Annotated in this window: 13 protein-coding genes; 3 read left to right on the plus strand and 10 right to left on the minus strand. The window is 65.4% G+C overall.

The genetic code is table 11. The features are described 5' to 3' along the window. Nucleotides 1-343 precede the first annotated feature (343 nt). Both AArc1_RS17935 and AArc1_RS17940 read left to right on the plus strand, forming a co-directional pair. Nucleotides 344-601 (plus strand): HalOD1 output domain-containing protein, encoded by a 258-nt coding sequence (locus tag AArc1_RS17935; RefSeq protein ID WP_117365971.1) that lies wholly within the window; start codon nucleotides 344-346, stop codon nucleotides 599-601. 75 nt (nucleotides 602-676) lie between these two features. After that, on the plus strand, nucleotides 677-1,480 hold the full coding sequence (locus tag AArc1_RS17940) for a PAS domain-containing protein (protein WP_117365628.1): 804 nt from the start codon (nucleotides 677-679) through the stop codon (nucleotides 1,478-1,480). On the opposite strand, the gene AArc1_RS17945 is transcribed toward AArc1_RS17940, so the two are convergent. The 10 genes from AArc1_RS17945 to AArc1_RS17990 all read right to left on the minus strand — a co-directional run bounded on the left by AArc1_RS17945 (nucleotide 1,472) and on the right by AArc1_RS17990 (nucleotide 11,308). Further along, nucleotides 1,472-2,188: a hypothetical protein gene (locus AArc1_RS17945; RefSeq protein WP_133412303.1), complete on the minus strand. Its 717-nt coding sequence runs from the start codon at nucleotides 2,186-2,188 to the stop codon at nucleotides 1,472-1,474. The two genes, AArc1_RS17940 and AArc1_RS17945, sit on opposite strands and share 9 nt — an antisense overlap. Before the next feature lie 73 nt (nucleotides 2,189-2,261). Then, nucleotides 2,262-3,257, minus strand: a complete 996-nt coding sequence (locus AArc1_RS17950; RefSeq protein WP_117365630.1) for a hypothetical protein — start codon at nucleotides 3,255-3,257, stop codon at nucleotides 2,262-2,264. 88 nt (nucleotides 3,258-3,345) lie between these two features. Further along, the gene (locus AArc1_RS17955) at nucleotides 3,346-4,128 is read right to left on the minus strand and encodes an ABC transporter permease (protein WP_117365631.1); all 783 of its coding nucleotides are present in this window, start codon (nucleotides 4,126-4,128) and stop codon (nucleotides 3,346-3,348) included. Further along, on the minus strand, nucleotides 4,125-4,907 hold the full coding sequence (locus AArc1_RS17960) for an ABC transporter permease subunit (protein ID WP_117365632.1): 783 nt from the start codon (nucleotides 4,905-4,907) through the stop codon (nucleotides 4,125-4,127). Before AArc1_RS17960 ends, AArc1_RS17955 begins: the two co-directional genes overlap by 4 nt. Continuing rightward, the gene (locus AArc1_RS17965; RefSeq protein ID WP_394341276.1) at nucleotides 4,904-5,815 is read right to left on the minus strand and encodes an ABC transporter ATP-binding protein; all 912 of its coding nucleotides are present in this window, start codon (nucleotides 5,813-5,815) and stop codon (nucleotides 4,904-4,906) included. Before AArc1_RS17965 ends, AArc1_RS17960 begins: the two co-directional genes overlap by 4 nt. A 382-nt stretch (nucleotides 5,816-6,197) precedes the next feature. After that, nucleotides 6,198-7,487, minus strand: a complete 1,290-nt coding sequence (locus tag AArc1_RS17970) for an adenosylhomocysteinase (protein WP_117365634.1) — start codon at nucleotides 7,485-7,487, stop codon at nucleotides 6,198-6,200. Between the two features lie 327 nt (nucleotides 7,488-7,814). Then, nucleotides 7,815-8,789 carry a hypothetical protein gene (locus AArc1_RS17975; RefSeq protein ID WP_117365635.1) on the minus strand — a complete coding sequence of 325 codons (975 nt, stop codon included), beginning with the start codon at nucleotides 8,787-8,789 and terminating at the stop codon, nucleotides 7,815-7,817. Nucleotides 8,790-8,940: 151 nt separating this feature from the next. Next, nucleotides 8,941-10,239 (minus strand): amidohydrolase, encoded by a 1,299-nt coding sequence (locus AArc1_RS17980; RefSeq protein ID WP_117365636.1) that lies wholly within the window; start codon nucleotides 10,237-10,239, stop codon nucleotides 8,941-8,943. A gap of 82 nt (nucleotides 10,240-10,321) precedes the next feature. Continuing rightward, nucleotides 10,322-11,095 carry an FkbM family methyltransferase gene (locus tag AArc1_RS17985; RefSeq protein WP_117365637.1) on the minus strand — a complete coding sequence of 258 codons (774 nt, stop codon included), beginning with the start codon at nucleotides 11,093-11,095 and terminating at the stop codon, nucleotides 10,322-10,324. 27 nt (nucleotides 11,096-11,122) lie between these two features. Next, complete coding sequence (locus AArc1_RS17990; RefSeq protein WP_117365638.1) at nucleotides 11,123-11,308, minus strand: hypothetical protein; 186 nt, start codon at nucleotides 11,306-11,308, stop codon at nucleotides 11,123-11,125. Between the two features lie 318 nt (nucleotides 11,309-11,626). Here AArc1_RS17990 and AArc1_RS17995 point away from each other — a divergent pair, with 318 nt between their 5' ends. Continuing rightward, the gene (locus AArc1_RS17995) at nucleotides 11,627-12,727 is read left to right on the plus strand and encodes a stage II sporulation protein M (protein WP_117365639.1); all 1,101 of its coding nucleotides are present in this window, start codon (nucleotides 11,627-11,629) and stop codon (nucleotides 12,725-12,727) included. The last annotated feature ends 9 nt before the right edge of the window (nucleotides 12,728-12,736 follow it).

The following is a 12,736-nucleotide window of genomic DNA, read 5'->3' on the forward strand; positions in this document are numbered from 1 at the left end:
GAGTAGCCCACCGAGCCACTCACGCCTCGCTAGCCCTGGATTGTGACGGAGTAACCGCGTCCTACGTCGACAGGAGGGGATAGTATCACGTGCAGACGAAACCGAACCGAGCCACATACGTTGCCTACACCACGACGGGAATTATACGTTGGGTCGATCGAAAACGGGCGGGGAACACAGCTCTGATCCGTGTCGGTTCGAGACGCGTCGATCACGGAGTAGTCACACCCTGTCGCAGCCTGCTGCTTTCATACCGGTGCTATACTCATAGCGTCCATCCGGCAGCGATCAAACGAGTATAGTGGACAGGGAGATGCCGTCGGTTCCCATTCGTTCGAACGAAATGGCAAGCATCACCCTGGATTATCACCGTGATTCGCCCAGTCTCCGTGTCGTCGAAGCCCTCGCAGACGCAACCGATACCGATCCGCTCGAGCTCGAACCGCTGTACAACGTCGTCGATCCGGAAGCGCTCGATCGACTGTTCCGCACTGACTCCCCCGTCTCCGCGTCCGTCCGCTTCGAGTACGAGGGCCACACGGTCGAAGTACGAAGCGATGGCGGCGTCAGCATCGACGGAACGCTCCATGGTGCCGACTGACTCCCCGTCGAGGACGATCGCTGCAATCAGAACGCGTCGGGAACCGACCGCTCGGACGCTGCTAGCGAGTCAGCCATGATCGTTCCGTCGATCGGCGACGCCAGCTCGAGCCTTCCGGCTGGCGAGTCGGGACTCACCGTTCTGGTACTCGCCGACCAGCCCCTCGAGAGTCTCGAGACGGCCGCAGACAGGGGGCAACTCGAGATTCATCGGCCTGCCAGCATCGCGAGAGCGCTCGAAGAACTCGACGATGTCGACTGTCTCGTCGTCAGCGCCTCGCACGCAGACGAAGCGCCCGTCGAGTTCGTCGACCGAGTCCGTACCCGACGGTGTGGGCTCCCGATCGTCTTCCTGACGAACAGTTCCGAACAGACCGCCTCCCTGCAGCGATCGGTCGCGGATACCCGATGGGTCGACGTTCTCGAGACTGAAGCGGACGACACACTCGCCGAGCGACTCCGCTACCGGATCCCTCGGCTCGTCGATCGACACCGACTGGCCGCGCTGTCGAACCGGTCGCTCGCCGGCGTGGAACTCGCCCGTGACGCGATCGCGATTTCCAGCCCCGGGGGCTGTCTCGAGTTCGCAAACCGATCGTTCGCGATGCAGTTCGGCTACGAACGCGACGCGCTCGTGGCCACCCCCTGGGAGACGCTGTTCGACGACGATACCGTCGACCGACTCGAGGCGACGGCGATCCCGACCGTCGCCGACGGCTGGCGCTGGACCGGTACCTGCACCGGCCGCCGTCGAACCGGGGCGACGTTTCCCGCCCGGGTCCGTCTCGATGGCCTCGAGGATGGGAGCCTCGTCTTCGTCGTCGATCCCCTCGAGCCGTCGGCCGACACGCCCACCTCGAGCGACTCGACGTCAGCCTAGGGCGACGGAAGACGACCACGAGAGCGCGATCACCAGCCCGAACGCGACCACGACGGCGAGGCGAACCAGCCACGGCCGCCACCGCTCGCGTCGGCTTCGAATCCGAAGCCGGGGCAGCTGTTTCACCTGTTTGATCCCGTTTTCCGACCGATAGGTGAACACCACGGGAATCCGGACCTCCCCCGTCGAGACGTCCGAGGCCGTGTTGAGTTCGAGGATGTACGCCGGTTCCGCGCGGGCGCTCCCATCGAGCGGGACGCGCTCGAGACCGCGGTCGGTTCCCTCACCGTCACGAAAGCTCGCTGACTGGACGTACTCCATCGAGTCGGGGCTCGAGCCCTCGCCGACGCTCGATGAGCCGGATGCCGACGTCCCAACCTGTCGGCCGGGAACCGTCCCCGCACTTCGTCGAACGATGCCGGGGTTCTCGAGGTCGAGCAGCGTCTCGTCGTCGTAGAAGACGGTGAGATCGGTCGTCTCGAGGTCACCGACGCCGAAGACGAAGATCCCCAGTTCGATCCGGCCACCGGGATCGATGGTCGTCCGGGCGAGAAAAACGTCGAGTTCGTTCCCGTCGATCGGCTCCGTCCCGGACATCGAGACGCCGACCTCGATCGGCCCGCCCGAATCGACCGTCGATCGCTCGAGCAACGGTCCGACCGGATAGCCGTCTCTCGACACGTCCCCCGCTAGTGAGCCCCCACTCATTGGTGAGCCGACAATAACACTCGGGCCAGTTCAGCGTGTCGGCCGACTCGAGCCATCGACCGGTTGGGCCGCGTTAGCGGGCCCCACCACGGAGTCGGGTGACCGTCACGTCCGCTCGCCACGTTCCCGTCGCCGTCACGCGGTCCCCATCGACGTCGACGGACGCCTCGTCCGCGGAGATGCCGAGGAGGTCTTCGAGGGCGACCTCGTCTGGATCGTCGACGATCGCGGCGAACTCGCCGGTCGAGGTCTCTTCGTCGACGACCGTGAGCGAGGAGACGATCCCCTCCGCGTCCTCGAGTTCCGCGTACGTCATGTCGACGAGCGCGTCCGCCGTGGCGACCCGATCACCGTACTGACCGACCACGACGTCTCCGTCGCCGGCCGTCTCGACGAGCCACTCGAGCGACTCGGACGCCTCGACCGCGCGGGTGTCGTCGCCCGCCGAGACCTCGATGGCTCGCTCGAGTCGTGCCGTCGGCTCGTCCACCTCGTCGACGACCACGAGCGCGTCGTCGCCGACCCCGATCGCCACGTCGTTCCCCTCGACTGGGGTGTAGACGTCGTCGTCGCCGACCTCGTCCGTTTGCTCGAGCTGCCTGACGAACTCGAGTTCCGGCTCGGCGGTGAGCCGGTCGTCGATCTCCTCACGTTGGATGTCCCCGGCCAGGACGACCATCTCGGCCGTCTGGATCACGTCCTCGACCGTCGTATCGAAGGCGTCCTCGTCGAGGAGTCCGCCGAGTCCGTACTGGGCGAGGTCCAGCCCGACGACGAAGTACGCCGAGAGCATCCCCTCGGAGACGGGTGCGACCATCGGGTCCGCCTCGTACTCCGTCGGCACCGCCTCGCCCGGCTGTGCCGCCTCGAGTTCGTCGGTCACGTACTCCGCTACGGACGCCCAGTCGACGGCGACGAACTCGAGGCTGTCGTCGGTCTCGAGCCAGTCGGTGTACGTCAGGAGGTCGTCGTCCTGTGCGGAGACTGCGCTCGGACCTGCAAGCCCGAACGCCGCGACCGTCGCCGTCGCAGCAGCGAACTCGAGGACGTCACGTCGGCTTCGGTTCATACCGTTCGATACGCCGGTGGCGCCGATATAGCCCGCCCCAACCCTCGTCACTCGGTGACTGTCGGCGGTCCGTTGAAACGGCTCACCGTCAGATGTCTCGGCGGACGAAGACGACGACGGCGAGACCCACCAGGAGGAAAAAGACCACCGATAAAAGCGCGGCGTCGGCGAACGCGTACTCCTCGTGGACGAGGACGTCGGTCTCCTCCCAGTACCGACTCGGGGTAAACGCGCCGATCCACTCGTACTCCGGGTCAACGCGGGAGACACCGTCGACCAGCCAGCAGACGAACACCAGGGTCAACGCCGTTGCCCTGGCGCGTCTCGCGTGGTCGACGACCACCGACAGCACGAGCCCGATCCCGGCACAGACCAGCAGATAGGGGATCGAGAGCAGGTGGACCATGGCGAGTGCAACGGGGTTGAACGACTCGCCGATGGTGAGCGCGCCGACGTAGACGATGATCGGGACCCCGACGTTCAGCGCGACCAGCGGGACCCAGAGGGCAGCGATCTTCTGGAGGACGATCGACTCGCGTGAGACCGGGTTCGAGAGCGTGAGATCCATCCGCCGGTCCTGGACGTCGCTCGCGATCAGCCCGGCACCGACGTACGCGAAGTAGATCGCGACGAGGAGACTCCAGAAGAACGAGTAGATCTCTGCAGCGATGAACCCCTCGATCGTGTGGAGTTCTTCGATCCCGAACATATCGAACATATACTCCGGGAACGCTGCCTCGAGTGCGTCCATCTCCGCCTGGATGCCGGGGAACATCGAGAAGTACAGCGCCGACAGGACGGCGAAGACGGCGACCAGGAGGAGCGAGCCCCGGAGACGCTTTCTGGACTCGAGTCGGAGAATCGCGGTCATATATCCCTCCGGACGAAGATGCCGACGGCGAGGCCGACCAGGACGAGAAACGCCACGAGGAGGATCGCGGCGTCGAGGAGGGCGTACTCTTCGTGGACGAGGATCGCCGACGGATCGTAGTACCGACTCGGCGTGAGGTCGCCAACCCACTCGAAGTCGGGATTCATCTGCGAAAGGCCGTCGACCAGCCAGAGAACGAACACCAGCACCAGTGCCGTCGCCTGGGCCGTCTCGACGCGGTCGACGGCGACGGAGAAGACGATCCCCAACCCGGCACAGACCAGCAGGTACGGAATCCCGAGCAGGTGGACCATCGCCAGCGGGACGAGGTCGATCGACTCCTCGAGGATGACCCCACCGACGAGCAAGACGGCCACCAGTCCGGCGTTCAACCCGACCAGCGGAACCCACAGGGCGGCGACGTTCTGGAGAACGACCGACTCGCGCGAGACCGGGTTCGAGAGCGTGAGATCCATCCGCCGCGTGCGGACGTCTCGCGAGATCAGCCCCGCACTGACGTACGCGAAGTAGATCCCGGCCAACAGGATCCAGATAAACGGGAAGAGGTAGCCGCCGACGAATCCTTCGAGCGTGTGGAGCTCTTCGACCCCCAAGAGCGTGAGGAGATACGCCGGATACACCTCCTCGAGCAACGCCGCTTCGTCCTGGATGGCCGGAAACACGACGAGAAAGAACACCGAGAGCATGACGAGCAGTCCGGTGAGGGTGAGCGTCCCGCGAACCAGCTTCCGCGATTCGAAGCGCAGAATAGCCGTCATCCTGCCTCCACAGGCTCGTCTCCATAGTAGTGTTTGAAGATGTCGTCGAGTTGCGGATCACCGATGTCGACGTCGTCGATCTCGTACCCGACGAGGTGCTCGAGCAGTGCGGCGGGCTCGCCGGTGTAGGTGAACCGCACCGTCGTGTCGACGGTCTCGACGTCGATCATCTCTGGCGTGCGGAACGTCTCCTCGTCGACCGGCTCCGCCAGTTGCACCCTGACGTCCTTCCCGCCGCGTCCGAGCAGGTCGTCGATCTCCTCTAGGGCGACCAGTGTGCCCTCCCGGATGATCCCCACGCGATCGCAGACGCGCTGGACCTCACTCAGGATGTGCGAGGAGAAGAAGATCGTCGTCCCGGCGTCGCGTTCGCCCTCGAGAAAGGCGTACATCCGGTCTTGCTTGAGCGGGTCGAGTCCCGACGTCGGCTCGTCCATGATGACGAGATCCGGATCGTGCATGAACGCCTGGACGATCCCGAGCATCCGTCTGTTGCCGTGTGAGTAGTTCTCGATTGGCTTCTCGAGCGGTGGGTGAAAGAGATCCAACAGTTCCGCCCGGCGCTCGCCCCCGCGCATCCGCGCGAAGTGATCGAGCACCTGCCGACCGGTGAGTCGCTCCTCGAACCCGAGATCGTCGGGGAGATAGCCGATGTTCGCTTTCGCCTCGGTGAGCGCACGTCGGTCACGGATGTCAGCTCCGAGAACGGTCGCGGTCCCCGAAGTCGGTTTGATGAGCCCGAGCAGCAGTCGAATCGTCGTCGTCTTCCCGGCTCCGTTCGGTCCGAGGTAGCCGAATATCTCCCCCGAACCGACGTCGAAGGTAACCTCGTCGTTCGCAGTGGTCTCCCCATACCGCTTGGTGAGATCGACGAGTTCGATGGCAGTCACAGGGTACGTACGTGTCAGAACTACTTCAAGCGATGGGGGCCAGTCACCGCGAGAGAACCGGAAGCTAGCGGGAACGCGACTGCTAGCGAAGCGGTGGTACACAACGACGGCCGAAACGACTCGAGCCGACGGTAACCTACACCGACGGCCGAAACGACTCGAGCCGACGGTAACCTACACCGACGGCCGAAACGACTCGAGCCGACGGTAACCTACACCGACGGCCGAAACGACTCGAGCCGACGGTAACCTACACCGACGGCCGAAACGACTCGAGCCGACGGTAACCTACACCGGCGGCCGAAACGACTCGAGCCAGCGGTAACCTACACCGGCGGGCGAGGCTGGGCGTAAACTGGCGGTGGTCGGCTGCCGACCGGACGAGCAGAGCGACGCCCGCCTACGTTCCGTGGTCCCACGAGCCCATGTACTCGCGCTGGGTGTCGGTCAGCGAGTCGAACGCGACGCCGTCGGCCTCGAGTTTGATCTCGGCGATCTCCGCGTCCAGTTCGTCGGGAACGTCGTGGACGCCCGCGTCGTAGGCGGCTCCGTTCTCGACCAGTTCACGCACACAGGCAGCCTGGACGCCGAAGCTCTGGTCCATCACCTCGACGGGGTGGCCGAGCGCGATCGGCGCGGCGAGGTTGACCAGGCGACCCTCGGCGACGACGTTCAGTCGGCGGCCGTCCTCGAGTTCGTACGCCTCGACGCCCTCGCGGGCCTCGTAGCGGTCGACGGCGAGGTCGTCGAGCGCCTCGAGGTCGATCTCGATGTCGAAGTGCCCGGCGTTGGCGAGCAAGACGCCGTCTTGCATCCGCTCGAAGTGTTCGTCGACGATGATGTCGCGGTTACCGGTCGTGGTGAGGAAGACGTCACCCACTTCGGCTGCCTCGGCCATCGGCATCACGTCGTAGCCCTCCATGTGGGCCTCGAGGGCGCGTCGTGGCTCGACTTCGGTGACGATCACGTTCGCGTTCTGGCCGGCGGCCTTGCGGGCGACGCCCTTGCCACAGTAGCCAAAGCCGGCGACGACGACGTCCTTGCCCGCCCACGAGAGGTTCGTGGTCATGGCGATCGACGCCAGCGAGGACTCGCCGGTGCCGTGGACGTTGTCGAACAGCCGCTTCATCGGCGTGTCGTTCACGGCGAAGACGGGGTACTCGAGTGCGCCGTCGTCGTCCATCGCACGCAGGCGATGGACGCCCGTGGTGGTCTCCTCTGCGCCACCGACGATGCCGTCGATCAGTTCGGGGTAGTCCTCGTGAATCGCGGCGACGAGGTCCATCCCGTCGTCGACGGTGATGGTGGGCTCGTGGGCGATGACGGCCTCGATGGCGTCGTAGTACTCCTCGTCGTCGACGCCGCGCTTTGCGTAGCAGGTGATCGACTCGTGGGCGTCGAGCGCGGCGCTCACGTCGTCGTGGGTCGACAGCGGGTTACAGCCCGTCACCGCAACTTCGGCCCCGCCCTCGGCGAGCGTCTCGACCAGGATTGCGGTCTTCGCTTCGACGTGCATCGCCATCGCGATCCGCTCGCCCGAAAGCGGCTGGTCGGCGACGAACTCCTCGCGGACGGCATCCATGATCGGCATGTGCTGGGCGGCCCAGTCCATCTTTCGGCGGCCTTCCTCGCGGGCCGTCTCCGTCTCGTCCAGCTGATCGCTGATCGGCGGATACGCGTTGTCGGTCATGGCTCGATAGAGTGGGACCGGAGCCAAAACGCTACCGAAGCCGTCCCACGACGGGAGCGGTGTGAAAACAGGGCAGTCAGCGGCAAGCACCGACGCAGACCGTCGCGAGGTCGGCGGCGGGCCAGTCGATCGGATCGGTACGGCGTCGTCGGTGGAGGGCCTATCGATCGGCATCAGCGGGGACGGCAGGCACGACCGCCTCAGGAGGGGGCTCGACCGTGAAGGCGGGATGGGGCAGGGCTTGTGCCGACGCCGGCGACGAGCCGTGCCTCTGACAGCGAACGGAGCGTGTCGTCGGTCGGCGTCGGCAGTGGACGGTGTCGGTCGTTACGAGTTCGCCTGACCCGGTGGGCCGCCGCTATCGTCGTCATCGTCGGACGGGCCAGCGTGATCCGGCGGTCCGCCGCTATCGGCGTCGTTTCCGTCGTCGCTCTCGTTGGTGTCGGCCTCGTTATCGGCCGATGGGCCAGCGTGGTCCGGTGGTCCCTGCTGACTGTCGTCGCTCTCGTTGCCGTCGTCGGTCCCGCCGTCAGACGGTCCAGCGTGGTCCGGTGGGCCAGCGTGATCGGGTGCGTCACCTGGATTGTTCTCCGTAACGAACTCGGCGATCGAAATACCGGACGGGCCGTCGCTCTGGAGACTCTGGACGACCGCCGACACGAGCTGCCCGAAGTTCCGCGGCTCGTCGACCTCGTCGTCTTCGGCCGGCTCGAGCGTCTCGGTGGTCTCCGCGGAGACGGTCTCGAGCGTGGCGTTGAACGTCACGTCGACGGTTTCGTTGGGCGACGCGAGCGAGACGGTGCCCTTCTCGTCGGTCTCGTACTCGCCCTCGTCGACGGAGGAAACGTTTTCGACCGCGGTCACGTTCAGCGTCGCGTTCTCGACGGCGTCGCCGCCGTCGGTGACGTCGACAGTTACGTCGTCGTTCTGCGTGACGTTCACTTCGAGATCCTCAGGCACGTAGTCGGGCTCGAGGGTCGCCGTCGTTTCGACGTCGTCTTCGGTGGTCGAGGCGGTGATCGTCACATTGACCGGTTCGTCGGGTTCGGGGAGTTCGACCTCGCCGTCGGCGTCGGTCGTGTAGGTGCCCGTGTCCGCGTACGATTCGTCATCGTCGGTCGAGACGGTCACAGTCGCGTTTTCAACCGTGCTGTCGTTCGCCGTCACGTCGACGATGCGGTCGTCGACGACCAGCGACAGGTCGTCGTCGTCCGGCTCGGCCGCGGCCATGCCCAGTGGGGTGAGCACGGCGACGACCAAGGCGATGGAGAGCGCCACTGTGAGGGTTCTGAACTTATTCATCTGGCCAGTACCTTCACGTATCGAAGAATAAACCCCGGCAGCAGTTTCCAATGGTTTTCGATGCTCGAAACCACTTGAATTTCGTTCAGAGCGTTTATCCACCGTTCTGAGGGTTTACGTTCCGTTCACAGAGACGGGTTGGTTTCGCCGGTCAGCCGTCGACTCGAGCCGCGAGCGCCTCGGCCGCCTCGAGCGCGCGGTCCTGGACGGCCGCTTCCTCGACCGTGAGCACGTCTCGGTCACGCATGAGTAGCTGACCATCACAGACGGTGTGGCGGACGTCCGCGGCCGCCGCGGCGTAGGCGAGGTGGCTCACCAGGTCGTGACGCGGCGTCAGGTGTGGGCTCTCGAGGTCGATCACGGCGAGGTCGGCCGGTGCACCGGCCTCGAGGCGGCCCGTCTCGAGGCCGAGCGCGTCGGCGCTGCCGGCAGTCAGCATCTCGGCGACCGCGTCCGCGGGGACGGCACTGGCGTCGGCGGCCGCGAGTTTCCCGAGCATGGCCGCGTCGCGGGCCTCATCGAGCATCGAGAGGTCGTTGTTCGACGCCGCACCGTCGGTGCCGAGTCCGACGGTGACGCCGGCCTCGAGCAGTCGCTGGACCGGAGCCATCCCGCTTGCGAGTTTCATGTTCGAGGCCGGACAGTGGATCACGCTCGTCCCCGCCTCGGCGAGCAACTCGATCTCCTCGTCGTCGACGTGGACGCCGTGAGCGAGGAAATCCTCGGACTCGAGCAGCCCCTTCTCGGCGGCGTACGCCAGTGGCCGGACGCCGTGGTCGTCGACGATCGGCGTGACCTCGCCCGCGGTCTCGTTGGCGTGGTAGTGGATCGGAACGCCGAGCTCACGAGCTTGCGGGACGTACTCATCGAGATACGACTCGCCGACGGTCGTCAGCGAGTGGGGCATAAACGCCGTCGAGATTCGGCCGTCGGCTGCGCCGTCGTACTCGGCAGCGACCTCGAGACTCGCTTCGGCGTCCTCGTGGGCGGCGTCCTCGTCTTTGGCGACGGTGACGACGCCGCGGCCCAGTCGGGCCCGCACCCCGGCCTCTTCGACGACGGCGGCGATCTCGGGGACGTGGAAGTACATATCCGCAAACGCCGTCGTCCCGGATTTGATCATCTCGAGGACGCCGAGTTCGGCCCCGATACGGACGTCTTCGGCCGTCAGTTCGCCCTCGGCGGGCCAGATGTCCTCCTGAAGCCAGTCCTCGAGCGGCTTGTCGTCGGCGTAGCCACGCAGCAACGTCATCGCGACGTGGCAGTGACCGTTGACGAAGCCGGGTGTCACCAGCCCGCCCGAGGCGTCGAGCGTCTCATCGCCCTCGCCCGCGAGGTCTGGACTGACCTCGAGAATCTCGCCAGTAGGTTGATCGACCAGTACGTCCGCACGGGTCACCGTCAGGTCGGGCAACAGGACGTGTCCGCCGGTAACGGAAAGCGTCGTCATGGACCGAGGGTTCTCGCCCGGCAGTCTTATACTGTCGATTCCGGTCGGCTGGCCAGCAACGCGCCGACCCCGACGTCGGGGCTCACGTCGGATCACACCGCCAGTAATCCGCTCGCTCGAGCACGTCGTAGTCACACGTCTCGAGCAACCCCTTCGTTTCGCCTGGAACGTCGCCTGTGAGGCCGACGTCGTGGATCTCGATGAACAGTCTGGGCCGGTGGCGCTCGAGGGTCGCCCGAGCGCCGCGAAGCACCGATGGGGCGGCCCCCTCGACGTCGATCTTCAGGACGTCCGGGGCCGGAAGTCGGCCGCCGTCGGCTCCCGCTTGACTCTCGTGGTCGCCGACGAGCGAGTCGAGGCAGTGCACTGGAACCGAACCTACCTCGGCGACGCTGGCTCCCCAACGCGTCGCCGCTTCCCGATCGAAGCCCGAAAGCTCGGGGTTCGTCGACCGGTAGAAGGAACGCTCGCCGTCATCGTCTCCGAGCGCGCAGGGTCGGACGTCGATCCGCCGCTCGAGCCCGTTCAGTCCGACGTTCGTCCGGAGGCGATCGACGACGGTCGACGAGGGCTCGAACGCCACGACGCGACGTCGAGGGTTTCCACTGGCAAGCGTGAGCGCGTAGATACCGACGTGTGCACCGACGTCGTAGACCACCGCGGCCGGACTACAGCAGGTCGAAAGCTCCTCGAGCATCGCGTCAGTCGCGTGGCGGTTGAGCGGTTCGTAACAGCGAACGCTCCCGGCGGGCGTTCGATTTCGCCTCGAGACCAGCTCACGATCGTAGTTCACCCGTGCCAGTCGGTGGTAGCAGCGGTAGAGAACCTGGCGAGTGTGGGCGTCGAGGCGTCTCACGACATGGCAGTTCGTGACGGGTCGCCGTCACGTCGACGGTTCGATTGGGTCCACGGGATAACGGCTCTCGTAGGCGAAGGCAGCAAAGACGAACGTTAACAGCCCGCCAAACAGGACGAGCATGTACGATCCAGCACCGCCGAGAACGACGAACGTCAACACCGTTAGTGCGAGACACGCGGCAGCCAGCGCAGAGTACGTGATCGTGTTCATCGGCGCTCACCGTCCAACCACGAGTCACTCGAGGTCGTGTCGGGTCGACCCCCAGCATATCGGGTGTTGTTTACAGCATCCATACTACGGTATAACACACCAAACTACTTAATCGTTCGTAGCGGTCTGGACCGGCATCCGAGGAGTTACTGTTCGCCAGCGGGCGTGATCGGAACCGAAGATGCGGCCGACTAGTCGGCCGTATCGTCGAGTCGGTTCGGGCGGATACCAGCGGCACAAACTGAATCGAGGCCCACAACGGCTCGAATCACGATCGTAGTCGGCGGATTTATCCCCCACATCGTCTAACTGAGGGGTATGAACGGCGCCGACGACGGAGACCGCACGGACGACGACGGCTCCAGACCGCCGGGCGACCGTGACGGCTCCGACGACGCCGAAGGGGGCTTCGAGTTCGGGCCGGACCAACGGCCCGTCGAGGATGAACCACACGATCCATCGCGTGAGCACGAATCAACCGGCAACCGACGGATCAAAGTCGACCTTGCGACCGACGAACCGGCGTCGGACGACGACCGTCCCGACGACTCGAGCCCTGACCGAGATCCGGACCCCGGCCGTGATCCGTTCGGAACGGGTCCCGGCCCTGCGCCGAACGCCGACCGCAACTGGACCGCCCTCCTGATTGCGCTAGCAGTGGTGTCAATTGGCACAGGTGCGTTCACCTACGCGACCCACGACGACCCCGCTCCCGTCGCCGGTGTGATGGCACTCGGGCTCGGCTTTGGCGCCCTGGTCGTGATCGCCCGCGCGAGCGAGTCGACGATCCTCGGCGTTCTCTCCGCTGGCTGGGCCGAGCACCGCCGATACACCTGGTTCGCCGTCGGCCTCTTCGCGTTCGGGACCCTCCTAGGCATACTGCTTTTGCTCGCCGGCGTCAACTTACTCGAGCTGATCGCCGACCTGCTCGAAGAGGAACTGTTCCCCGAACTCGAGGACGAAGAGTTCGAGCTCACGGCGACGTTTTTCATCACGAACAACACCCAACCGTTCGTGCTGTCGATCCTCGGGGCGCTCTCGCTCGGCCTGGTCACGGCGATCATCATGATCTTCAACGGAATTATCGTCGGCAACGTCAGCGCTGCCGTTGGCAGCCTCATCGGCGTCGACTACATCGTCGTCGGGCTGGCACCCCACGGCATCTTCGAGCTGCCTGCGCTGTTCATCGCCGCCGGTGTCGGCTTTCGGATCATCTACCGATTCGGCGAACGGCTCTCGGGCGCTCGAGACGCATTCTTCACGAAACCGTACGTCACACGGACGGCCGCGCTCGTGCTCTTCGCCTGGCTCCTGCTCGTCCTCGCCGCGTTCGTCGAGGCCTACGTCACTCCCGAACTGCTCGAGATGCTGTTCGCCGACCGCCTCGAGGGAATAGCCGAGGAACCGCCGACGCCGTAGCTCGTTCGG

Source organism: Natrarchaeobaculum sulfurireducens (assembly GCF_003430825.1).
In the GTDB taxonomy this organism is placed as follows: domain Archaea; phylum Halobacteriota; class Halobacteria; order Halobacteriales; family Natrialbaceae; genus Natrarchaeobaculum; species Natrarchaeobaculum sulfurireducens.

Bases quoted from the DNA above. Each gene is read 5' to 3' on its own strand.
- AArc1_RS17950 (WP_117365630.1), bottom strand. From the start codon at position 3,257: ATGAACCGAAGCCGACGTGACGTCCTCGAGTTCGCTGCTGCGACGGCG.
- AArc1_RS17980 (WP_117365636.1), bottom strand. From the start codon at position 10,239: ATGACGACGCTTTCCGTTACCGGCGGACACGTCCTGTTGCCCGACCTG.
- AArc1_RS17955 (WP_117365631.1), bottom strand. From the start codon at position 4,128: ATGACCGCGATTCTCCGACTCGAGTCCAGAAAGCGTCTCCGGGGCTCG.
- AArc1_RS17940 (WP_117365628.1), top strand. From the start codon at position 677: ATGATCGTTCCGTCGATCGGCGACGCCAGCTCGAGCCTTCCGGCTGGC.
- AArc1_RS17970 (WP_117365634.1), bottom strand. From the start codon at position 7,487: ATGACCGACAACGCGTATCCGCCGATCAGCGATCAGCTGGACGAGACG.
- AArc1_RS17935 (WP_117365971.1), top strand. From the start codon at position 344: ATGGCAAGCATCACCCTGGATTATCACCGTGATTCGCCCAGTCTCCGT.
- AArc1_RS17975 (WP_117365635.1), bottom strand. From the start codon at position 8,789: ATGAATAAGTTCAGAACCCTCACAGTGGCGCTCTCCATCGCCTTGGTC.
- AArc1_RS17990 (WP_117365638.1), bottom strand. From the start codon at position 11,308: ATGAACACGATCACGTACTCTGCGCTGGCTGCCGCGTGTCTCGCACTA.
- AArc1_RS17995 (WP_117365639.1), top strand. From the start codon at position 11,627: ATGAACGGCGCCGACGACGGAGACCGCACGGACGACGACGGCTCCAGA.
- AArc1_RS17960 (WP_117365632.1), bottom strand. From the start codon at position 4,907: ATGACGGCTATTCTGCGCTTCGAATCGCGGAAGCTGGTTCGCGGGACG.
- AArc1_RS17945 (WP_133412303.1), bottom strand. From the start codon at position 2,188: ATGAGTGGGGGCTCACTAGCGGGGGACGTGTCGAGAGACGGCTATCCG.